The organism is Bradyrhizobium sp. 33ap4 (genome assembly GCF_032654765.1).
GTDB classification, from domain to species: Bacteria; Pseudomonadota; Alphaproteobacteria; order Rhizobiales; family Xanthobacteraceae; genus Bradyrhizobium; species Bradyrhizobium australafricanum.
The window spans coordinates 89,922-110,825 of record NZ_JAUMTJ010000010.1 but is presented as its reverse complement, the minus strand read 5'-3'; the positions used below and the strand labels follow the sequence as shown (position 1 = coordinate 110,825).

The following is a 20,904-nucleotide window of genomic DNA, read 5'->3' as shown; positions in this document are numbered from 1 at the left end:
GTATTCGATTCGGCTGCGATGAATGCGTTTCGGTTAGGACAGGCTGACGTCCCTATCAACGTCGAGCAGATGCGCGAGGAATTCGCGCACATCGCTCGGTCCGTCGAAATGTCCGGCGACGCCGGTTGCGCGACGGCCGACGGAGAACGCTAGACCGTCGAAATCGGGCATGATCGCGAACACGGTCTCGTCGGTGACGTCGTCGCCGATGAAGAACGGACGCCGCCCCTTGAACGGCTCATGCGTCATCAGCTCGAGCACGCCGGTCGCCTTGGTGAAGCCGGAATGCTTGATCTCGCAGACGCTCTTGCCCGGCAGCACCTCGATCGGCGCATTCGGCAACTCGGCGCGGATCAGCGACACCGCTTCATAGATCGCCTTCTCCGCCTGCGGCGCCAGCCGGTAGTGCAGCGCCAGCGAATAGCCCTTGTCCTCGAGCAGAATGCCGGGGCTGAGCTTTGCGATCGCGGCAAGACGGCGCTTCAACTCCTTGTCGAGCGGCGGCGCGTGTGCGGCGACCGCCTCGCTGTCCGGCTGCAGCCGCATCTCGGCGCCGTGGCCGCCGATCGCAGGAAACACTTCCGGCGCGAAGATCAGGTCGATGTCATTGAGGGAGCGGCCGCTGACCAGCGCCAGCGCGCCATGGGTGCGCTCATGCAGCTGCTTCAGCGTGGTCGACAGTTCCGGCGGCACCCAGACCTCGCGCGGCGTCGGCGCGAAATCGAGCAGGGTGCCGTCGATGTCAAGCAGCACCGCGGCCTGGCGGAGCGGCGGAATCAGCGACGCCGGCGTCGGCACGCTGTCCGTCTTGGCGTCAGGGGCGATGTCATCATCCATGGGCATCTCGGCCACGTCATGTTTCGTCATAGTCTACTCCACACATGCCAGTGGTCGCGCGACAGATTCGAGCGATTTCCGCTCGGCCGCGACGGCATAGCGCCATGCGACCGCTGCGGCGACCATCATGAGCGCCGACCCCAGCAGGTAGCCGGCGAAGACGCTGTTGCGCGATCCGGTGTCGATCAGCACGCCGAACAGCGCCGGTCCAATCACGCCGCCAATGCCGGTGCCGATCGCATAGAAGGCGGCGATCGCGAGCGCGCGGACCTCCAGCGGAAACGTCTCGCTGACGGTAAGATAGGCGGCGCTCGCGGCCGGCGAGGCAAAGAAGAAGATCACCATCCAGGCGATGGTCTGGGTCTGCGCGCTGAGCACGCCGATCGAGAACAGATAGCCGGACAGCGCCAGCAGCACGCCCGAGATGCCATAGGTCAGCGCGATCATGGTGCGGCGGCCGAGCGTATCGAACAGGCGGCCGAGCAGCAGCGGCCCGAGGAAGTTGCCGGCGGCGAAGGGGAGGATGTACCAGCCGACATTGCTGGCGGCGACACCGAAGAAGTCGGTCAGGATCAATGCGAAGGTGAAGAAGATCGCATTGTAGAAGAACGCCTGCGCGGCCATCAGCGTGAGCCCGACCAGCGAGCGCTGCCGGTAGGTGGAGAACAGCGTCACCGCGACCTCGCGGAGCGGCGTGTGATCGCGCATCCGCAGCCTGATCTTCTCGAAGTCTGCGCTCGACTGCTCGTGGCCGAGCACGGAGGTCTCGATGTCGGCCACGATCTTGTGGGCCTCCTCGGGACGCCCGTGAATCATCAGCCAGCGCGGGCTCTCCGGGATCCACATCCGCATCAGCAGCACGACGAGGCCGAGCACCGCGCCGGTGAAATAGGCGATCCGCCAGCCGTGGTCCGGCGCAAGGAACGCGGGGTCGAGCAGGATGATGGCGCTCAGCGCACCGATCGCCGCCCCGATCCAGAAGCTGCCGTTGATGACGAGATCGGTCCAGCCGCGATAGCGCGCCGGCACCAGTTCCTGGATGGTCGAGTTGATCGCGGTGTATTCGCCGCCGATGCCGGCACCGGTGAGAAAGCGAAACAGCGCGTAGCTCGCGACATTCCACGACAGCGCGGTCGCGGCGGTCGCCGACAGATAAAGCGCGAGCGTGATGAAGAACAGCTTCTTGCGCCCGATCCGGTCGGTGAGCCAGCCGAAGCCCAGCGCACCGAGCACGGCGCCGGCGAGATACGCGCTGCTGGCAAGACCGACATCGGCGTTGGAGAAGCTCATCGTCGGGCTGTCCTTCAGCGCGCCCGACAATGCACCCGCGAGCGTCACTTCCAGCCCGTCGAGGATCCAGGTGATGCCGAGCGCCAGCACGACGCGGGTGTGAAAGCGGCTCCAGCTGAGATTGTCGAGCCGGACCGGAATCGAGGTCTCGATGATGCGGTCATCGTCCGGCGTGACCGGAGCCACGGCCTGTTGCGTCGTCGCGGAACTCAATTGTGTCGGCTGCACTGTCATCAGAATCGACCAATGAGAAAAACCCCGGAACGATCTGCTCCAAGGTTCACTCACCCGGAATTGCGGCAAACGGAGTGCCCGCCACGCGGTGTCAACGCGGCAGGCCGGCGAGGGTTCCCGCAATGCGGCATAGGAACCGCGGTCGCGGCGATCTGTTCTCGGCTCAAAAGACACGGAGGCATCGATGGCCGCACACAAGAAAGCAACGCGCAAGACGGCAAGGACATCACCGGCACGGTCCACGAGCGCGACGCGTCGCAGGCGTGGCGCAAGCAAGAGGACGGCGAAGCGCTGGTCGCAGCGGGTGACCAAGGAGAGCGATGCGCTCGACCTCGAGCGCGGCGTGTTCAAGCAGACCAGCGCGAAGAAGATCGCATCATCGCTGAAGCGGTCCGCCGAGCACAGCGCGCGCCGCAAGAGCGGCGCCTATCGTTCCGCGCTCTCGATGCTGACCTTCTATATCAACCGCGCCGGCAAGACGCTGCCGAAGACCGAGCGGTCGCGGCTGGAGCGCGCCAAGGTCGAGTTGAAGCACCAGTTCGGACGAGATTAATCGCATCATCTCGCCAACCAAACAGCGTCGTCCCGGCGAAAGCCAGGACCCATACGCCGCGGCCCAACAAAAGGGCACGCGGCGAGTTGCACTTAAAACATAGTGAGTGGTGATTATGGGTCCCCTGAGTTCACAAACGAAGTGCAACACTTCCTTGAGGAGGTGTTGCCATGGGGCGGACTTACAAGCAGCTCTCTCTGGACGACCGATGCGAGATTGCCTGCCTATCGGCCAATGGCAGCTCGGTCCGGCAAATCGCGGCAGCTCTGGATCGCTCGCCATCAACGATCTCTCGGGAACTGAGGCGCAATCGGGGGAGCCAGGTCGGCTACAAGCCGAGCTATGCCCAGCACCAGATGCGAGCGCGGCGCTGGACGGGCGGACGCCTCGAACGGGAGCCCGGCCTGCGCCGCGCGGTGTTGCAACGCCTTCGCCGCGGCTGGTCGCCCGAGCAGGTCGCTGGCCGGCTGGCCCGCGAGTACGGGCGCAAGGTGATCTCCCACGAGACCATCTACCGCTTCATCTATCGCCAACTCAGGCGCACCACGGACTTCAACTGGCGGCGCTATCTGCCGCGCGCCAAGAGCAAGCGCGGCTGCCGCGGCAAGCGGGGCGGCAGCCCCGCAAGCTTCATCGAAGGCCGTGTATCCTTGGCAAATCGGCCGCTCGAAGCGGCCGACCGCAGCGTGCCCGGACACTGGGAGGCCGACCTGATGATGTTCTCGAAATACGGTCAGGCCGTGCTGACCGTGCATGAGCGCACCTCGCGGCTGCTGCTCGGCATCCGCCTTGCCAGCAAGGTCGCGCGCGGTGTCGCCCGCCATCTCGTGGGCTTCTTCGCGCCCCTTCCACAAGAGCTGCGCCAGAGCGTTACCTTCGACAACGGCACCGAGTTCGCCGGTCACCTGGCGCTGCACCGCCTCTCGATCGCGACCTTCTTCTGCGATCCCCATGCCCCCTGGCAGAAGGGTGGCATCGAGAACGCCATCGGCAGGATGCGCCGCTTTATTCCCCGCAAGACGGATCTCGTAACCCTCTCGACCGCCAGATTCCGCCAGTTCATCGCCGCCTACAACAACACCCCGCGCAAATGCCTTGACTACCGCACGCCTGCCGAGTCCTTTGCTCAAGTGTTGCACTTCGAATGTGAATCCACCTCCTGGCTTTCGCCAGGACGACGATGGATAGATCCGCGCGCGCCTTATGCCGCGCGGATATTGGCCATAAAGCGGTCGAGCTCCTCGCGCAGCCGCGAGCTCTCGACCGACAGCGAGCGGGCTGAATTCAGCACCTCTTCGGAAGCAGCTCCGGTCTCGGTGGCGCCGCGATTCACCTGGGTGACGCTGGACGCCGCTTCCTGTGTGCCCTGCGCGACGTTCTGCACGCTGCGCGCGATCTCCTGCGTTGCCGCGCTCTGCTGCTCGACCGAGCTTGCGATGTTGGTCGCGATGCCGGAGATCTGCCCGATAGTGCCGCCGATCTCCTTGATAGCGGCGACCGATTCCTGCGTCGCCGCCTGCATGCCCGAGATATGGGTGGAGATCTCGTCGGTGGCCCTGGCGGTCTGGCTCGCCAGCGACTTCACCTCGGCCGCAACCACCGCGAAGCCGCGGCCGGCATCGCCGGCGCGCGCGGCCTCGATGGTGGCGTTCAGCGCCAGCAGATTGGTCTGCTCGGCGATCGCCGTGATCAGCTTGACGACGTCGCCGATCTCCTGCGCAGCGCGCGAGAGCTTGCCGATCCGCGCGTCGGTCTGCTCGGCCTGACGCACGGCGGAATCCGCGATCTGGCTCGACTCCTTGGCGCGACGGCCGATCTCGTCGACGGACGCCGACAGCTCCTCGGTTGCGGAGGCGACCGATTGCATGTTGCTGGAGGCTTCCTCCGAGGCGCCGGCGACCTGGCTCGACAGGTTCTGCGTGGTCTCCGCCGTCCGGGTCAGCGTACCGGCCGCGGATTCGAGCTGCACGGCTGAGGCCGACACGTTGGAGACGATCGAGCCGACCGCGGATTCGAATTCGTCGGCAAAACGAATCAGCTCATTGCGCCGCGCGGTCGCACTTGCCTTGTTCTGTGCTTCCTGGGTCGCGGCATCGCGTTCGGCCTTGGCGATCGCCTGGACCTTGAATTCCTCCACGGCGCCGGCCATCTCGCCGAGTTCGTCGCGGCGGCCGAGGCCCGGCAGCACAACGTCGAAATTGCCCGCCGCGAGCTCGCGCATCGCCGCACACATCGCCGCGATCGGTCGCGAAATACCCTTGCCCAGCAGGAACGCCCAGACCAGCCCGAGCACGAAGCTGCCGGCGGCGAGCATCAGGATCAGCTGCTCGGTCTCGCCGATCATGGTGTGCGATTCGTTTTCAAGCCGCTTCTGGTCGGCGAGCAGATCGGACTTCATCGCCGCCGCGCCCTGGCTGATGGCGGCCGCGGACTCCGTCATCTCGACGGTTAGTTCGTCGATCGACTTCGCGTTCGCGATCAGCTTGGCGAGCGCCTCGCGGTACTCTTCGAGCAGCGCGGTGATGTCCTTCACGCTCTGGGTGATCCGCTCGTTATTCGAGGTGATCGCCTTCACGAGATTGTCGGCGAATTTCAGCCGGGCGAGCGCGCTCGAAGCGACCGTCTTGTCGCCGTTGACGACGAAGGTATTGACGGCCCCGGTGATCGACTGGAGTTGGTCGGCCACCTTCTTGGCGCCGAACTGGATCGACTGCAGCTCGGAATCATCGGCGTTGCTCGGGAGATCGTCGAGCTTGTAGCGCATCGAGGTCGCGCTGCGGGTCAGCTTGTTCTGCGCGGTCTGTGCGCTGTCGTTCTTGATGCGGACGATCTCGGCGAAGATCTTGGTGAAGGCGCGGAATTCGCGCTCCAGCTTGGTGATCTGCTCGAGCCGGGCCGGGTTGGTGGTGCCCTTCATCGACGCCATGATGGCATCCTTCAGGCTGCCCTCGGCGGCGAGCGCGGCCTTGGCGTCGTCCTCCTTGCCGGTCGCAACGAAGTAGCGCGCCAGCGAACGGTAGGAGATCAATTCGCGATCGATGTTGCGGGCCAGATCGGCTTCCGCGACGCTCTGGCGATAGGAGCCGACGCCGGCGGAGACCCGCTCGAAGCCCATATAGGCAAAGCCCATGGTGGCTGCCGAAAGCGCCAGCGTGACGGCAAAGCCGAGCATGATCTTGGCGCGAAATCTGAGGGTTGGGATCCTGATCGACAACGATCGCTTCAGCCCCGGCATTCCAACCCCCGTCTTCATTCTGAAAACCACGCGAGGTCCGGCAGCAACCCGCCCCAGACCCCGGAGCGCAAAACTAAGGCAGAATCGATAAGGCCCGGTAAATGGGCAGCGGCCGCCGGGCCCGGCGCGATACTACCTTGGTCGGGCTAGGCGGGTGGGTAAGGTGATTGACGCGCAGGTCCGGCCCGATAGTTTAGAACCGATCAAATCCTGTCCCTGCCCGGGCCAGGAGAACACACATCGGGAGGTGTCCCATGTCATCGCGTCGACCGGCGCCATTGGCGCTTGCGGCGAGCGTAGCTGCCGGCGCAATAGCCCGGCCAATGGCATTTCCCCTCACGACCTGAAAGCCGCGGGCAAGCCGGAACGCCAGCCATCGCGGCATGGTCCGGATGCCCTCACGACCCGCGCGGGTTCAATCGGCCGCGCCAAGAAAAGCAAAAAATTCTGGTCAGGGAGAGCGCCTTTGGCGAAGCAGAACGGTGGCACCGCCGACAGTATCGTCGTGGTGCAGGCAAAGACCAACGGGCCGCGGGAAGCAGCCGACGAGATCGCGCGCCAATTGGCGGCGGCTGATCTCGCGATGCTCGTGGTGTTCGTGTCACCGGTCTACGAGCCGCAGACATTCATTGCCGAACTGTCCAGCCGGATGCCCGACGTACCGATCTTCGGCTGCACCACGGCCGGCGAATTGTCGCCCGGCGGTTGGGACGAGGACAGCGTCGTCGCGATGGGCTTCAACGCGGCCGATTTCGTCATCGCGGCCCGGCCGCTGTTCGACCTTTCGACATTTCGGGTCGATCACGGCCGCTCGATCTGCACCGAATTGCAGCACGAATTCGCGCAACGCACCGAGCATTGCGATCACACCCATGATTCCTTCGGGCTGCTCTTCATCGACGGCATGTGCCAGCGTGAGGAGACCATCATGTCGGCGATCTATGCGTCGCTCGGCGACATCCCGGTGGTCGGCGGCTCCGCCGGCGACGGCCTGCGCTTCGAGAAATCGTGGGTCTTCCATGGCGGCGAAGCCTTTACCGATGCCGCGGTCCTGATCCTGATCCGGACCCGGCTGCCGTTCCGCCTGTTCAAGTGCGACCACTTCGAACCGACCTCGACCAAGATGGTGGTGACCGAGGCCGACATCGAGCACCGGATCGTCAAGGAATTGAATGCCGAGCCGGCCGCGCGGGAATATTCCCGCGCCGTCGGCCTCAGCGATAGCAAGCTCGAATTGTTCTCGTTCGCCGCGCATCCCGTGCTGGTTCGCGTCGGCGGCGCCTATTACGCGCGGTCGATCCAGCGCACCAACCCGGACGGATCGCTGCAATTCTTCTGCGCCATCGACGAGGGCATGGTGCTGACGGTGGCGCGCGAGCGCGACCCGATCGACGTGACGAGCCGCCTGCTCAAGGAGCTGACCGAGGATCTCGGCGAGGTCTCGATGTTCATCGGCTTCGAATGCGTGCTGCGCCGGCTCGACGTCGAGCAGCGCCAGCTGTCGCGGGAGATGTCGGAGCTCTATCGCCGCAACAAAGTGATTGGCTTTCAGACCTATGGCGAGCAGTATCGCTCCATGCATGTCAACCAGACGCTGACCGGCATCGCCATCGGCAAGCGGGCACTCGCGCCGCAATGACGGATACCAAGACCACGCGAATTGCGGCGCTCGAACGCGAGGCCGAGAAGCTGCGCAAGATCAACGCGGCGCTGATGTCGCGCGTCGAACGCTCGACCGATCAGCAGCTCAACGCCTTCTCGCTGTTCGAGACCGCGATCGCGCTGGATCAGCAGGTGCGCGACCGCACCCAACAGCTCAAGCAGGCGCTGCAATCGCTGGAGAAAACCAATGGTCGCCTGCTGCAGGCCAAGCAGCAGGCCGAAGCGGCGAGCTCCTTGAAATCATCCGTGCTCGTCTCGGTCACGCACGATCTGTTGCAGCCGCTGAATGCGGCGCGGCTGACGCTGTCCGCGCTGACCGAGATGGCAACCGAGTCCAAGAGCGTCGCGCTTACCGATCAGATCGATCGTTCGCTGGCGACGCTCGAGGACATGCTGCGGACGCTGCTCGACATCTCCAAGCTCGATGCGGGCGTGCTCAGGCCCGAATTCGGGCCGATCGCGATCGCCTCGCTGTTCGAGCCGCTGGAGCAGGAATTTGTCGCGACCGCCGCCAAGCGCAATCTCGGTTTCCGGATCATGCCGTCGTCCGCGGTCGTTCGCTCCGATCCGCTGATGCTGCGACGGATCCTGCAAAACCTCGTCGCCAATGCGCTGCGCTACACCCAGCGCGGCAGCGTGCTGATGGGATGCCGTGCCAGGGGCGATGACATCTGCATCGAGGTGCACGACACCGGGCCGGGCATTCCTGAAGCGCAGCGCGAAGCCATCTTCGTCGAGTTTCAGCGCGGCGAAACCAGCGCCGGCGACAAGGCCGGCATCGGGCTTGGTCTCTCGATCGTGCGCCGGTTTGCCGACCTGCTCGGCCATGACATCAGGCTGAGCTCGCGCGCCGGCAAAGGCTCGGTGTTCTCGGTCACCGTGCCCCGCACGCTGGATCCGGTTGCGATCCCGGTGCGCGAACAGGCCAGCGTCGACTATCGCTATGGCGGCATGGAGGGCGCCAAGATCCTGCTGATCGAGAACGACCTCTCGAGCGCCGAGGGGCTCGCCCATTTGCTGGAGAAATGGGGCTGCGACGTCGCGGTGACGATCTCCAAGACCGAGGCGCTCGAGCGCATCCACGCGCTCGACGGCATTCCCGACGCCATCATCGCCGATCTGCATCTCGACAATGGCGAGACCGGCATTCAGGCCGTCGATGTCATCCGCGGCGCGATCAACGCCAAGGTACCGGCGATCATCGTGACCGCCGACTACTCGGCCAAGGCCGCCTCCGACGTATCGGCCTTCGGCCATGAGCTGTTGAAGAAGCCGATCAAGCCCGCCGAGATGCGCTCGCTGCTGTCGTTCCTGCTGGCGGCGGAGCAGTCGGGCGCGCGGTTATGAGCAGAGCGTTTTCGAGCGAAGTGGATACCGGTTCGCGTGAAGAAAACGCGTCAGACAAGAACCTGGAGCCTTTCCCGTTGCGATTCCATCGAAACGGGAAAGGCTCTAGGCGCCATGCGACGACCGCGAGGCCGTCACCGGCGCGTGGTCGTGCTTGCCGAAGTCCAGCTTCGACAGCGCGATGATGGCCTCGGTGCGGCTGCGCACGCCGAGCTTGCGCAGGATCTCCGAGACATGCACCTTCACGGTGGTGACCGAGATATCGAGCTCATAGGCGATGTGCTTGTTCTGCAGGCCGCGGCAGATCATGTCGAGCACGCGAAGCTGCTGCGCGGTGAACTGGCCGAGCTGCTGCACCAGCTCGCGCGCCTCGGCCTGGGCCTTCCGGGCGGCGGCGGTATCGCGAAAGCGCGGCGGCAGGCACACCGCGCCTTCGAGAATGCCGCGCAACAGCCGCGCCAGCTCGAGCTTCGGCGTCGACTTCGGGATGTAGCCGGAAATCCCGAGCGAGATCGCGCCGCCGACGATCCGGGGATCGTCATGCGCCGACACGATCACAAGCGCGCTGCGCGGCGCGGCGGCACGCACCCGGTAGGCGCCGAGCAGGCCCGTGGTGCCGGGCATCGACAGATCGAGCAGGATCAGATCGAGCCCGTCGCGCGCCGCGATCACATCCAGCGCACCGTCGATCGACGTCGCCTGCAGCACCTCGGCATCGGGAAACTCGGCCCCGATCACGCCGATCAGGGCGGCACGGAACAGCGGGTGATCCTCGACAATCAGCAGTCGAGGCGTACCCGCCTTGCCGAGCGGCGGCTCGTCCGCCAGGGGCGCGGTCGTGGTCAATGCTGCGCCGTCCTCCCTCGGATGCTCATAACAGCCATTGTGCGCACGACGTTATCTCAAAGCCGGATGGCAGCCTATAGGCAGGATTTCCAATGCGCCCGCCTCGCAGTGCAGCACGGCTAGTGTCCCGAATCCGAAGTTCGCATCATTTGCCGCACCTTCGGAGCGAACTTCGGATTCGATAAGGACACTAGCAAACTTATGATTCTAGTGTGCTTTATCAATGCGAAGTTCGTGAAAGTGGCTGCCGCGAAATCGCACGAACTTCGCATTCAGCACACTAGGGCGCCTTCTCCGCCTTTGCGCCCGAACAGGCCTCCGGGACCGGAAGCGGAATCTTGCCGAGCTCGATGATCGCCTTGTTGCGGCTGAACAGCTTCAGCTTGCGCAGGATCTCGGTGACATGCGCCTTCACGGTGGATTCCGCGAGCTTGAGCTCGGCGGCGATCTCGCGGTTCTGCAGGCCGCGGATGATCAGATGGAGCACCCGGATCTGCTGCGGCGTCAGCTTCTGAATGCGTTCGCGCAGCGTCCGCGCCGTCTCGGACTGTTCCAGCGCACCGACCGCGACGAAATCCCGCGGCGCCGAGACCGAGCCGCTCAGCACGCGCGCGATCGCCTGCGAGAGCTCGCCGAGCGAGGTCGACTTCGGCAGATAGCCGACCGCGCCCATCTCGAGCGCCTCGCGGATGGTGTGCTTGTCCTCCTCGCTCGAGACGATGGCGATCGGCAGCCGCGGATAGCGATCCCTGATCTTCTGGAAGCCGGAGAAGCCGACCACGTCGGGCAGCAGCAGATCGAGCAGCGCCAGGTCGATATTCGGCTCGCTGGCGAGGATGCCAAGGGCCCCCTTGATCGAGGTGGCCTCATAGATCCGGGCATCGGGATGCGAGATGCGGATGGCGTTGCCAAGCGCCTCCCCGAACAGGGGGTGATCGTCGATGATCAGGAACCCCATCATGAGGACCCTCGCACTGCCCAAGCCTCCGTTCCGATTGGATCGGAACGGGGCTCTCGATTCATGTTCTGACGCGTTTTCTTCACGCGAACCGGTATCCACTTCGCTCGAAAACGCTCCTCTTGCGAACCGCAGCTTCTAGTTCGATCCGCCGGTATCCTGCACGCTCTGCAGATAGACATATACGTTTCTGAGCTCGTCGTCGTTGAAGACGTCCTTCCAGGCCGGCATGCCCTTGGCCGGCCGCCCGTCATGGACCGTCTTCCAGAATGTCGATTCCATGTCGTCAGCATAGCGCTTCTTGAGCAGCCTGAGATCGATCTTTCGCTCGGCCTGCACCGCGTCCGGGCCGTGGCAATGCGCGCAGGTTCCGTTAAAGACCTCCCGCCCGGCGGTGGCATCCCCCTTGGCGTCGCCGGCGGTCGCGGCGGTCTGAACCGGTCTCTCGGCCGCCGCGGCCGCGGCCTGCCCGACCGTGACGGGCTCGCTGGCGCCGACGGACGACGTCGTCGCGCGGTCGGCCTCGCCGAACTTCACCGGTGCGCCGTTCGGCACGCCATATTTGGCAAACAGGGCGGCAATCTCCGGCTGCAGCGCCGGCAGCACGCCGTCGACTTCATCGCGCAGCGCGCCGGACGCCTTGGCGAAACCGATCGCGGTCGCCCAGAGCAGGCCGTCGCCCTCGGTGGACACGATCTGATATTTGTCGCCGAAGCTGGTCTTGTTGAGCCAGCCCGCCACCGGCGCCCAGATGAAGGCGATGTCGGCCTTGCCCTGTTCGAGCGCCGCCATGCCCTCCTCCGGGCTGAGCACGGTCACCTTCTGGACGTCGTCGCGCAGCGCGAGCAGGTTCTGCGGCGTCGATTGATACTGCACCGCAACCCGCAATCCCCTGAGGTCGTCGACGCCGGCAAGCTTGCGGTCCTTGCTGCCGACCAGCGCATAGCCCTCATGGGCGATCGGCTTCGAGAAGATCACCGCCGGGCCCATGAAATCGTCGATCAAAGGCAGGCCGACCATGGCGTCGCACTGCTTGCTGAGCAGCGTCTCCCGCACCGTGCGCTTGCCGAAATAGGACTTGTACCAGTTGGTGCTCACCGTGCGGCCGAGCTTCTGCGCCACCGCCTGGCCGATCTCGAGATAGAGGCCGGGCTTGCCCGGGTCGTCGCTCGAGAAAGGCAGGTTGGTCGGGTCGGCGCAGAGCCGCAGCGGCGGCTTTGTCTCGTCGGCGCCGGCCGCCAGGGCCGGCACCATGAGCAGGGCGGAGAGCAGCACGGTCCGGATTGCATGTTCCAACCGCGTGTTGCGCGAGGGGGTGCGCAGTTCGTTTCGGGCGATGCAGGACACGGACAATGCTGCCTCCTAGACGATCGTTTACTGCAGGGCGAACACGAACAGCGAGCCGCCTTCGGGCGCCGCGGCGACCATCTTCTTGCCGATGTCACCGAGGAAGGCCGGCAGCGCCGCGGTGCGTCCGACCACGATCGCGACATACTGCTTGCCGTCGACCGAATAGGTCACTGGACCTGCACCGATGCCGCTGCCGAGGTTCTTGCTCCACAGCACCTTGCCGTTCTTGGCATCGATGGCGCGGAAGTCGCCATGCAGGTTGCCGGAGAACACCAAATTGCCGCCGGTCGTCAGCGTGCCGCCGTTGAAGGGCAGGTCTTCCTTGATGCTCCACACCTTCTTGTTGGCGATCGGATCCCAGGCTACGAGCTCGCCGAGGAAGCCGCCGGGGCCCGGCTTGGTCGGGAATTCGGCGCCAAGATAGAACACGCCGCGCTTGTAGTTCACGTCAGAGACCGACCAGTCCATGCACACATTGTTGCTCGGGATGTAGACGAGGCCGGTCTGCGGGTTGAACGACATCGGCTGCCAGTTCTTGCCGCCGATCAGGTTCGGGCAGATGTCCTTGGCGGGATGGCCCGGGCCCGGACGCTTGTCCGGATCCTCTTCCGCCCGCATCGTGTTGATGTCCCACTTCTTGGCCCAGTTGGCGAAGACGTATTTCTCCGCGGAGATCATCTTGCCGGTCTCGCGGTTGGCCACGAAGAAGAAGCCGTTGCGGTCCGCCTTCATCAGCACGGGCGTCTCGGTACCCTTGATCTTGAGGTCGGCGAGCAGCAGCTCGTTGACGCCATCATAGTCCCAGGCGTCAGCCGGCGTGCCCTGGATGTGCCACTTGATCTTGCCGGTGTTGGGATCGATCGCCAGCGTCGAGGCCGTGTAAAGGTTGGTCAGCTTGCCGAAATTGCCGTCGCCGGTGGAGCGCACCGCGGTATTCCACGGCCCCGGATTGCTGGTACCCCAGTAGACCGTGTCGGACTTGGCATCGTAGGAGCCGACCAGCCAGGCGGCGCCGCCGCCGTGCAGCCCGGTGTCGCCCTTCCAGGTGTCGCTGCCGGGTTCGCCCGGCGCCGGCACCGTGTAGGTCTGCCAGAGCAGCTTGCCGTCCTTGAGCGAGAACGCCTGCAAGGCGCCGCGGACGCCATATTCGCCGCCGCCGAAGCCGGTGATGACCTTGTCGCGGACGACGAGCGGCGGCGAGGTGATGACCGAGCCCTGCTTGTAGTCGACGACCGTCGAGGTCCAGAGCTCCTTGCCGGTCTCGGCGTCGAGCGCGGTCAGCTTGCCGTCGAGCCGGCCGACGAAGATCTTGCCGTCAGCATAGGACACGCCGCGATTGTTGACGTCGCAGCAGGCGTATTGAAGCACGTCATCCGGAATATCGGGCTGCCAGGTCCATTTGCGCGCGCCGGTCGCGGCATCGATCGCATAGACGTATTTCGGACCCCACGAGGTCGACACATACAGGTTCTTGCCGATCACAACCGGCGACGACTCGTTGGAGCGGAGCGAAGCCAGCGACAGCGAGTAGACCAGCTGCAGCTTGCCGGCATTCTCGGAGTTGATCTGCTTCAACGGGCTGAAACGCGTATTGCCGTAATCGTGGCCGGCAATTGCCCATCCGTTGGGATCGGATGCCGCCTTCACGACGGAATCATTGGCTTTCGACGCACCAATGCCTGCCAGCACCATGGCGACCAGCGACACGCCGGCAAAGAAAATCCTGCTCCTCAGCTTCATTGGCTTCCTCCAATATGGTTTCGTTGCCGCGATGGGTGCATCGCGAGCGCGTCTCTCGACCCAATTTCGTGAACCAGCGATCTTCCGTCGCTGCGTCGGCGATGAAAATGACAGCAACGCTTTTGCGTCGTTATAGGCGGAAGGTAGTAGCGATCGCGGCGACGATTTTGGCGTGCGGCGAGCACCGTCAGTTTGCCGAAAACCGCTTGCGCTGCCGGGCAATTTCGTCGCGCCGGAGCACGCCGCCGGCTGCTTGCAAATTGCCCATTGAACGGCCGCCTGCTAGGATCGCAGGCACTGCCCGGCGCCTTCATGACAGGGCCGCGACTACGACTTTGATCGCGGTTACGACCCACATGAAGCGTGGTCTACTGGGCCCATAACGAAGCTATTGGGAGAAACGCGTGTCTACAGTCAAACTGACGGTAAACGGCAAGGCGGTCTCGGTCGACGTTGAGGACCGAACCCTCCTCGTGCACCTCTTGCGCGAAAACCTGAACCTCACCGGCACCCATGTCGGCTGCGATACCAGCCAATGCGGCGCCTGCGTCGTCCATGTCGATGGACGGGCGGTCAAATCCTGCACCATGCTGGCCGGCCAGGCCGCGGGCTGCAACGTCACCACGATCGAAGGCCTCGCCAAAGGCGACGAGCTGCACCCGATGCAGGCGGCGTTCCGCGACAATCACGGCCTGCAGTGCGGCTATTGCACCCCCGGCATGATCATGTCCGCTGTCGACATCGTGCACCGCCATGGCGGCAAGCTCGACGAGGAAACGGTTCGCCACGAACTCGAAGGCAACATCTGCCGCTGCACCGGCTACCACAACATCGTCAAGGCGGTGCTCGACGCAGCCGGCCGCATGAAGGTTGCGCAGGCCGCCGAATAGCGCGCCACGCACCGCACACGATCAAGCTCACCACCGCCGGTCTCGATGGAAACGGCGGCAAATCGAATCTCCGGTCGGGAGGACTAGACAATGGGTGTTGAAGGAATTGGCGCACGTGTCGTGCGCAAGGAAGATCGCCGGTTCATCACCGGACAAGGACGTTACGTCGACGACGTCAAAATGGTCGGCATGAGCTACGCTCACTTCATCCGCAGCCCGCATGCCCATGCCAAGGTCAAGGGCATCGATTCCGCCGAGGCCATGAAGATGCCCGGCGTGATCGCGGTGCTGACCGGACAGCAGATCGTCGACGACAAGGTCGGCAATTTGATCTGCGGCTGGGCCATCACCTCGAAGGACGGCTCACCGATGAAAATGGGCGCGTGGCCGGCGATGGCGCCGGAGACCGTGCGCTTTGTCGGGCAGGCCGTCGCGGTCGTGATCGCCGAGACCAAGAACCAGGCCAGGGACGCCGCCGAAGCGGTCGTCGTCGATTACGAAGAACTTCCCGCGGTGCCTGACATCAAGGCCGCGATCAAGCCGGGCGCCGCGCAGCTTCATCCCGAAGCTCCCGGCAACATCGTATATGACTGGCATCTCGGCGACGAAGCCGCGGTCAAGGATGCCTTCAGCAAGGCGGCCAATGTGGTGACGCTCGACCTCACCAATAACCGCCTGGTGCCGAACGCGATGGAGCCGCGCGCCGCGATCGCGCATTACGACCAGGCCGAAGAGCACTACACGCTCTACACGACGTCGCAGAACCCGCACGTCGCCCGCCTCGTGCTGTCGGCGTTCTACAACATCGCGCCCGAGCACAAGCTGCGCGTGATCGCGCCCGACGTCGGCGGCGGCTTCGGCTCCAAGATCTACATCTATCCCGAAGAGATGGTGGCTCTGTGGGCCTCGAAGAAGGTGGGCCGCCCGGTGAAGTGGACCGGCGACCGTTCGGAAGCCTTCCTCACCGACGCGCATGGCCGCGACCATGTCTCGAAGGCGGAGTTGGCGTTCGACAAGGACAACAAGATCCTTGGCCTGCGGGTGAAGACCCACGCCAATTTCGGCGCCTATATGTCGCTGTTCTCCTCGGCGGTGCCGACCTATCTCTACGCGACGCTGCTGTCGGGCCAGTACGTGATTCCGGCGATCTATGCCGAGGTGATCGGCGTCTACACCAACACCACGCCGGTCGACGCCTACCGCGGCGCCGGCCGCCCCGAGGCCAGTTTTCTGATCGAGCGCATGATGGAGACGGCGGCGCGGCAGTTGAAGGTCGATCCGACCGAGCTGCGCAAGAAGAACTTCATCACCCAGTTCCCGTATCAGACGCCTGTAATCATGGCGTATGATATCGGCGACTTCCACGCCTCGATCGATGCTGCGATGAAGGCGATCGACTATGCCGGCTTCCCGGCCCGCAAGGCCAAGGCGAAAGCCGACGGCAAGCTGCGCGGCATCGGCATCTCCTGCTACATCGAGGCCTGCGGCATCGCGCCGTCGAAGGCGGTCGGCAGTCTCGGCGCCGGCGTCGGCCTGTGGGAGTCGGCGGAGATCCGCGTCAACCCGGTCGGCACCATCGAGGTGCTCACCGGTTCGCACAGCCACGGCCAGGGTCACGAAACGACGTTCTGCCAGATCATCGCGGAGCGGCTCGGCGTGCCGATCAGCCAGGTCTCGATCGTCCATGGCGACACCGACAAGGTGCAGTTCGGCATGGGCACCTACGGCTCGCGCTCGCTCGCGGTCGGCGGTACGGCGATCGTGAAGGCGATGGAGAAGGTCGAGGCCAAGGCCAAGAAGATCGCCGCGCATGCGCTCGAGGCATCCGAGAGCGACATCGTGATCGAGAACGGCGAGTTCAAGGTCACCGGCACCGACAAGTCGATCGCGCTGCCGATGGTCGCGCTCGCCGCCTACACCGCGCATAATTTGCCCGATGGCATGGAGCCCGGCCTGAAGGAGACGGCGTTCTACGACCCGACCAACTTCACCTTCCCGGCCGGCGCCTATATCTGCGAACTCGAGGTCGATCCCGGCACCGGCAAGACCTCCTTCGTCAACTTCGTCGCAGCCGACGATTTCGGCCGGCTGATCAACCCGATGATCGTCGAGGGCCAGGTCCATGGCGGCCTTGCGCAGGGCATCGGCCAGGCACTGTTCGAAGGTGTGGTCTATGACGGCACCGGTCAGCTCATGACCGCGTCCTTCATGGACTACACCATGCCGCGGGCCGACGACCTGCCCTCGTTCCAGCTCTCCCACACCACGACGCTGTGTCCGGGCAACCCGCTCGGCGTCAAGGGCTGCGGCGAAGCCGGCGCGATCGGCGCCTCGGCTGCCGTGATCAACGCGATCACGGACGCCATCGGCAACAACAAGCTGGAAATGCCGGCGACGCCCGATCGCGTCTGGCATGCCATTCACGGTTGAGGGAGGAAGAGCCATGTACGAGACAAATTATCACCGCGCTTCCTCGGTCGCTGACGCCGCCGCAACCTTCGCCAAAGGCGCGGAATCAAAATTCCTCGCCGGCGGACAAACCCTGCTTCCGGTGATGAAGCAGCGTCTTGCCGCGCCTTCCGACGTGATCGACCTGTCCAAGGTGCAGGAGATGATCGGCATCGAGGTGTCGGGCGACACCGTCACCATCAGGGCCGCGACTCCGCATTACGATGTGGCGCAAAACGATGCGGTGCAGAAGGCGATCCCGGCGCTCGCCAATCTGGCGTCGATGATCGGCGATCCCGCCGTGCGCTATCGCGGCACGATCGGCGGCTCGCTCGCCAACAACGACCCGGCGGCGGATTATCCGGCGGCGGTGCTGGCGCTCGGCGCGACGGTCAAGACCAACAAGCGGTCGATCGCGGCGGATGATTTCTTCAAGGGCCTGTTCACGACGGCGCTCGAGGATGGCGAGATCATCACCGCCGTGTCGTTCCCGATCCCGGCCAAGGCGGGCTACGCGAAATTCCCGAACCCGGCCTCGCGCTTCGCACTGACCGGCGTGTTCGTCGCCAAGACCAAGTCGGGCGACGTCCGCGCCACCGCCACCGGCGCGTCGCAGAGCGGCGTCATGCGGGTCGCGCCGATCGAGCAGGCGCTGAAGGCGAACTGGGCGGCCTCGGCGCTCGACAGCGTCAATATCCCGGCGAGCGGCCTGCTCGCTGACATCCACGGCTCGGCCGACTACCGCGCCAACTTGATCAAGGTGATGGGACAGCGGGCGGTCGCGGCCGCGGGCTGATAGCGCCTAAACACAAGTCCAGAACGGCGCGCAGCGATGCGCGCCGTTCGCGTTTTTACCGGCGGCACAGGACAAAAGGTGCTTGCCACATCCGGCTTTAGGCGAGACAATTTAGCTAATCAGCTAATTAAAAATACCGTCCCACGGACGGCTGGGAGAACGCATGAAGTTCGGCACCAAGCCAGCCGCGACATCTCAGCCGCCTAGCGCCCCGCAACCAACGGAAGAACAACGTGCTCGATAAACCTGCCTCCCAGACCGCCGCCCGCACCTCGGGCCCGCTCGCCGGCTTCCGCATCGTCGAATTCGCCGGCATCGGTCCCGGCCCGTTCGCCTGCATGCTGCTCGCCGACATGGGCGCCGAGGTCATCACGCTCGATCGGGTCGGCGCCGGCAAGAATCTGAAGGCGGTCGCAACCCGCGGCCGCAAGGTCATCGAGCTCGACCTCAAGAACAAGGCGGCGATTGCTGAAGTGCTCGACCTGCTCGGCCACGCCGACGCGCTGATCGAGGGCTTTCGTCCCGGCGTGATGGAGCGCCTCGGCCTCGGCCCGGATGTCGTGCTCGCGCGCAATCCAAGACTGGTCTATGGCCGCATGACCGGCTGGGGCCAGGAAGGCCCGCTGGCGAATGCCGCCGGCCACGACATCAACTACATCTCGATCACGGGCGCGCTGGCTGCGATCGGCACCAAGGAGAAGCCGGTGCCGCCGCTCAACCTGGTCGGCGATTTCGGCGGCGGCGCGCTCTACCTCGTGGTCGGCGTGCTCGCCGCGCTGCTGGAAGCGCAGAAGTCCGGCAAGGGCCAGGTGGTCGATACCGCGATGTGCGACGGCGCGGCCTCGCTGATGTCGATGTTCTACGACATGGCCGCGCAGGGCCGCTGGAGCGGCGGCCGCGACCAGAATTTCCTGGACGGCGGCGCGCATTTCTACGGCGTCTACGAATGCTCCTGCGGCAACTTCATCTCGATCGGCTCGATCGAGCCGCAATTCTACGCGCTGCTGCGCAAGCATGCCGACCTGACCGACGCCGACTTCGACGCGCAGATGGACCGCAAGGCCTGGCCGGCGCTGAAGGAGAAGCTGACCCAGGTGTTCAAGAGCAGGTCGCGCGCGGACTGGTGCCAGATCATGGAAGGCACCGACATCTGCTTCGCGCCGATTCTGACCATGGAGGAAGCGCCCAAGCATCCGCACATGGCCGCGCGCCAGGTGTTCGTCGAACGCCACGGCGTCACCCAGCCTGCCCCCGCGCCGCGCTTCTCGCGCACGCCGTCCGCGATCCGCGAGCCGGAGCTGGCGAATATCGGGGATGTGACGGCGGCTTGGAAAGCAGCGAAGTAAATCTCGTTGTCGTCCCGGCCAAGCGAAGCGCGAGCCGGATAACCACGACACGCGGTTGTGGCGCGCGGCTTTTTCCGCGGGACTACTACCCGGCACACGCGATAGATTCCGCGGTATGAGTCCCGGCTCCCGTGCGCAATTGCGCACGAGGCCGGGACGACACCCTTTGCTGTGCGCTGGCGCGGCGCGCCATGGCTCACGCCGCGTGATCGACCTTCAGCACGCCGCGGCGGATCTGGTCTTCCTCGATCGATTCGAACAGCGCCTTGAAGTTGCCTTCGCCGAAGCCATCGTCGCCCTTGCGCTGGATGAACTCGAAGAAGATCGGTCCGATCGCGTTGGCCGAGAAGATCTGCAGCAACACCTTGGTCTGGCCGCCGTCGACCACGCCCTCGCCGTCGATCAGGATGCCGTTGGTCCTGAGCCGGGCGACGTCCTCGCCATGCTTGGGCAGGCGGGCGTCGATCCGCTCGAAATAGGTATCGGGCGGCGACGGCATGAACGGCAGGCCGTCGGCGCGCAACCTCTCGACGGTCGCGTGGATGTCGCGCGCGCCGCAGGCGATGTGCTGGATGCCCTCGCCGCGGTAGACGTTGAGATATTCCTCGATCTGACCGGAATCGCCGGCGTCCTCGTTGATCGGAATCCGGATCTTGCCGTCCGGACTGGTCAGCGCACGGGAGAACAGGCCGGATGCGCGGCCCTCGATGTCGAAGAAACGGATCTGACGAAAGTTGAACAGTTTTGCATAGAAGCCGGTCCAGACATCCATCCGGCCGCGATGGACGTTATGGGTGAGGTGATCGATGTAATAAAGCCCCGACCCGGCCGGGCGCGGGTTGACGGCCCCGAGCCATTCGAACTCGGCATCATAGGCCGAGCCCTTGGCGCCGTAGCGGTCGACGAAATAAAGCAGGCTGCCGCCGATCCCCCTGATCGCGGGCACATCGAGCGTCTTCGCTGCGGGCGAGACATCCGCCGGCTCCGCGCCGAGCGCGAGCGCGCGCTCATAGGCATGCTTGGCGTCGACCACACGGAATGCCATCGACGGGGCGCAGGGACCGTGCGCGGCGACGAAGTTGAAGCCGTGGCTGCCCGGCTCCTCATTGACGAGATAGTTGATGTCGCCCTGGCGATAGACCGTGATCTGCTTGGTCCGGTGGCGGGCGACCGCGACGAAGCCCATCAGCTTGAAAAGCGCGTGCAGCTCCGCCGGATTCGGATGGGCATATTCGACGAACTCGAAGCCGTCGGTGCCCATCGGGTTCTCAGTGCTGATTTCGGCCGGCGGCGCATCGTGCGGAAACGGACCCATGGCGGCAACTCCCTGATTTGTCTGGGAATCAGTTTCCGTCATTTGCTGCACAACGTG

General features: G+C 64.8%; 15 protein-coding genes and 1 pseudogene. 8 read left to right on the top strand and 8 right to left on the bottom strand.

From position 1 onward, the window contains the following. Window positions 1-33: 33 nt before the first annotated feature. The gene (gene otsB / locus Q2M23_RS10235; protein ID WP_410469707.1) at window positions 34-867 is read right to left on the bottom strand and encodes a trehalose-phosphatase; all 834 of its coding nucleotides are present in this window, start codon (window positions 865-867) and stop codon (window positions 34-36) included. 3 nt (window positions 868-870) lie between these two features. Then, complete coding sequence (locus Q2M23_RS10230; protein ID WP_316395465.1) at window positions 871-2,361, bottom strand: MFS transporter; 1,491 nt, start codon at window positions 2,359-2,361, stop codon at window positions 871-873. Between the two features lie 184 nt (window positions 2,362-2,545). Here Q2M23_RS10230 and Q2M23_RS10225 point away from each other — a divergent pair, with 184 nt between their 5' ends. Next, window positions 2,546-2,914 carry a DUF3175 domain-containing protein gene (locus tag Q2M23_RS10225; RefSeq protein ID WP_168859275.1) on the top strand — a complete coding sequence of 123 codons (369 nt, stop codon included), beginning with the start codon at window positions 2,546-2,548 and terminating at the stop codon, window positions 2,912-2,914. Window positions 2,915-3,084: 170 nt separating this feature from the next. Next, window positions 3,085-3,945, top strand: a pseudogene (locus tag Q2M23_RS10220) (IS30 family transposase); the annotation flags it as partial. Between the two features lie 170 nt (window positions 3,946-4,115). Here the strand turns inward: Q2M23_RS10220 and Q2M23_RS10215 are convergent. Continuing rightward, a complete protein-coding gene (locus Q2M23_RS10215; RefSeq protein ID WP_057021126.1) occupies window positions 4,116-6,149 on the bottom strand; it encodes a methyl-accepting chemotaxis protein in 2,034 nt (677 codons plus the stop codon). A 466-nt stretch (window positions 6,150-6,615) separates the two neighbouring features. On the opposite strand from Q2M23_RS10215, the gene Q2M23_RS10210 reads away from it, so the two are divergent. Both Q2M23_RS10210 and Q2M23_RS10205 read left to right on the top strand, forming a co-directional pair. Continuing rightward, window positions 6,616-7,788: an FIST N-terminal domain-containing protein gene (locus Q2M23_RS10210; protein ID WP_316395464.1), complete on the top strand. Its 1,173-nt coding sequence runs from the start codon at window positions 6,616-6,618 to the stop codon at window positions 7,786-7,788. Further along, window positions 7,785-9,158, top strand: coding sequence for a hybrid sensor histidine kinase/response regulator (locus Q2M23_RS10205; RefSeq protein ID WP_057021124.1), 1,374 nt, complete (start codon window positions 7,785-7,787; stop codon window positions 9,156-9,158). The genes Q2M23_RS10210 and Q2M23_RS10205 overlap by 4 nt, the downstream gene beginning before the upstream one ends. 105 nt (window positions 9,159-9,263) lie before the next feature. Here Q2M23_RS10205 and Q2M23_RS10200 read toward each other — a convergent pair whose 3' ends face one another. The 4 genes from Q2M23_RS10200 to Q2M23_RS10185 form a co-directional block, all read right to left on the bottom strand. Continuing rightward, window positions 9,264-10,004: a response regulator transcription factor gene (locus tag Q2M23_RS10200; protein WP_316395463.1), complete on the bottom strand. Its 741-nt coding sequence runs from the start codon at window positions 10,002-10,004 to the stop codon at window positions 9,264-9,266. Between the two features lie 280 nt (window positions 10,005-10,284). Beyond that, window positions 10,285-10,965 (bottom strand): response regulator, encoded by a 681-nt coding sequence (locus Q2M23_RS10195; protein WP_016843264.1) that lies wholly within the window; start codon window positions 10,963-10,965, stop codon window positions 10,285-10,287. 135 nt (window positions 10,966-11,100) lie between these two features. Next, window positions 11,101-12,309 carry a c-type cytochrome gene (locus Q2M23_RS10190; protein WP_316395493.1) on the bottom strand — a complete coding sequence of 403 codons (1,209 nt, stop codon included), beginning with the start codon at window positions 12,307-12,309 and terminating at the stop codon, window positions 11,101-11,103. A gap of 27 nt (window positions 12,310-12,336) precedes the next feature. After that, window positions 12,337-14,052 carry a PQQ-dependent methanol/ethanol family dehydrogenase gene (locus tag Q2M23_RS10185; RefSeq protein ID WP_057021120.1) on the bottom strand — a complete coding sequence of 572 codons (1,716 nt, stop codon included), beginning with the start codon at window positions 14,050-14,052 and terminating at the stop codon, window positions 12,337-12,339. A 404-nt stretch (window positions 14,053-14,456) separates the two neighbouring features. On the opposite strand from Q2M23_RS10185, the gene Q2M23_RS10180 reads away from it, so the two are divergent. The 4 genes from Q2M23_RS10180 (at window position 14,457) to Q2M23_RS10165 (ending at window position 19,532) form a co-directional block, all read left to right on the top strand. Then, complete coding sequence (locus Q2M23_RS10180) at window positions 14,457-14,942, top strand: (2Fe-2S)-binding protein (protein ID WP_028335209.1); 486 nt, start codon at window positions 14,457-14,459, stop codon at window positions 14,940-14,942. A 90-nt stretch (window positions 14,943-15,032) separates the two neighbouring features. Beyond that, on the top strand, window positions 15,033-17,372 hold the full coding sequence (locus Q2M23_RS10175; protein ID WP_057021119.1) for a xanthine dehydrogenase family protein molybdopterin-binding subunit: 2,340 nt from the start codon (window positions 15,033-15,035) through the stop codon (window positions 17,370-17,372). 13 nt (window positions 17,373-17,385) lie between these two features. After that, complete coding sequence (locus Q2M23_RS10170; RefSeq protein ID WP_316395462.1) at window positions 17,386-18,186, top strand: xanthine dehydrogenase family protein subunit M; 801 nt, start codon at window positions 17,386-17,388, stop codon at window positions 18,184-18,186. Between the two features lie 233 nt (window positions 18,187-18,419). Further along, complete coding sequence (locus tag Q2M23_RS10165; RefSeq protein ID WP_316395461.1) at window positions 18,420-19,532, top strand: CaiB/BaiF CoA-transferase family protein; 1,113 nt, start codon at window positions 18,420-18,422, stop codon at window positions 19,530-19,532. 196 nt (window positions 19,533-19,728) lie between these two features. Here the strand turns inward: Q2M23_RS10165 and hppD are convergent, their stop codons facing one another. Then, window positions 19,729-20,847, bottom strand: coding sequence for a 4-hydroxyphenylpyruvate dioxygenase (gene hppD, locus Q2M23_RS10160; RefSeq protein WP_316395460.1), 1,119 nt, complete (start codon window positions 20,845-20,847; stop codon window positions 19,729-19,731). Window positions 20,848-20,904 lie beyond the last annotated feature (57 nt).

Excerpts from the sequence above, each read along its gene's own strand:
- Q2M23_RS10225 (WP_168859275.1), top strand. The coding sequence starts at position 2,546 with ATGGCCGCACACAAGAAAGCAACGCGCAAGACGGCAAGGACATCACCG.
- Q2M23_RS10205 (WP_057021124.1), top strand. The coding sequence starts at position 7,785 with ATGACGGATACCAAGACCACGCGAATTGCGGCGCTCGAACGCGAGGCC.
- Q2M23_RS10175 (WP_057021119.1), top strand. The coding sequence starts at position 15,033 with ATGGGTGTTGAAGGAATTGGCGCACGTGTCGTGCGCAAGGAAGATCGC.
- Q2M23_RS10215 (WP_057021126.1), bottom strand. The coding sequence starts at position 6,149 with ATGCCGGGGCTGAAGCGATCGTTGTCGATCAGGATCCCAACCCTCAGA.
- Q2M23_RS10185 (WP_057021120.1), bottom strand. The coding sequence starts at position 14,052 with ATGAAGCTGAGGAGCAGGATTTTCTTTGCCGGCGTGTCGCTGGTCGCC.
- Q2M23_RS10230 (WP_316395465.1), bottom strand. The coding sequence starts at position 2,361 with ATGACAGTGCAGCCGACACAATTGAGTTCCGCGACGACGCAACAGGCC.
- otsB (WP_410469707.1), bottom strand. The coding sequence starts at position 867 with ATGACGAAACATGACGTGGCCGAGATGCCCATGGATGATGACATCGCC.
- Q2M23_RS10170 (WP_316395462.1), top strand. The coding sequence starts at position 17,386 with ATGTACGAGACAAATTATCACCGCGCTTCCTCGGTCGCTGACGCCGCC.
- Q2M23_RS10195 (WP_016843264.1), bottom strand. The coding sequence starts at position 10,965 with ATGATGGGGTTCCTGATCATCGACGATCACCCCCTGTTCGGGGAGGCG.
- hppD (WP_316395460.1), bottom strand. The coding sequence starts at position 20,847 with ATGGGTCCGTTTCCGCACGATGCGCCGCCGGCCGAAATCAGCACTGAG.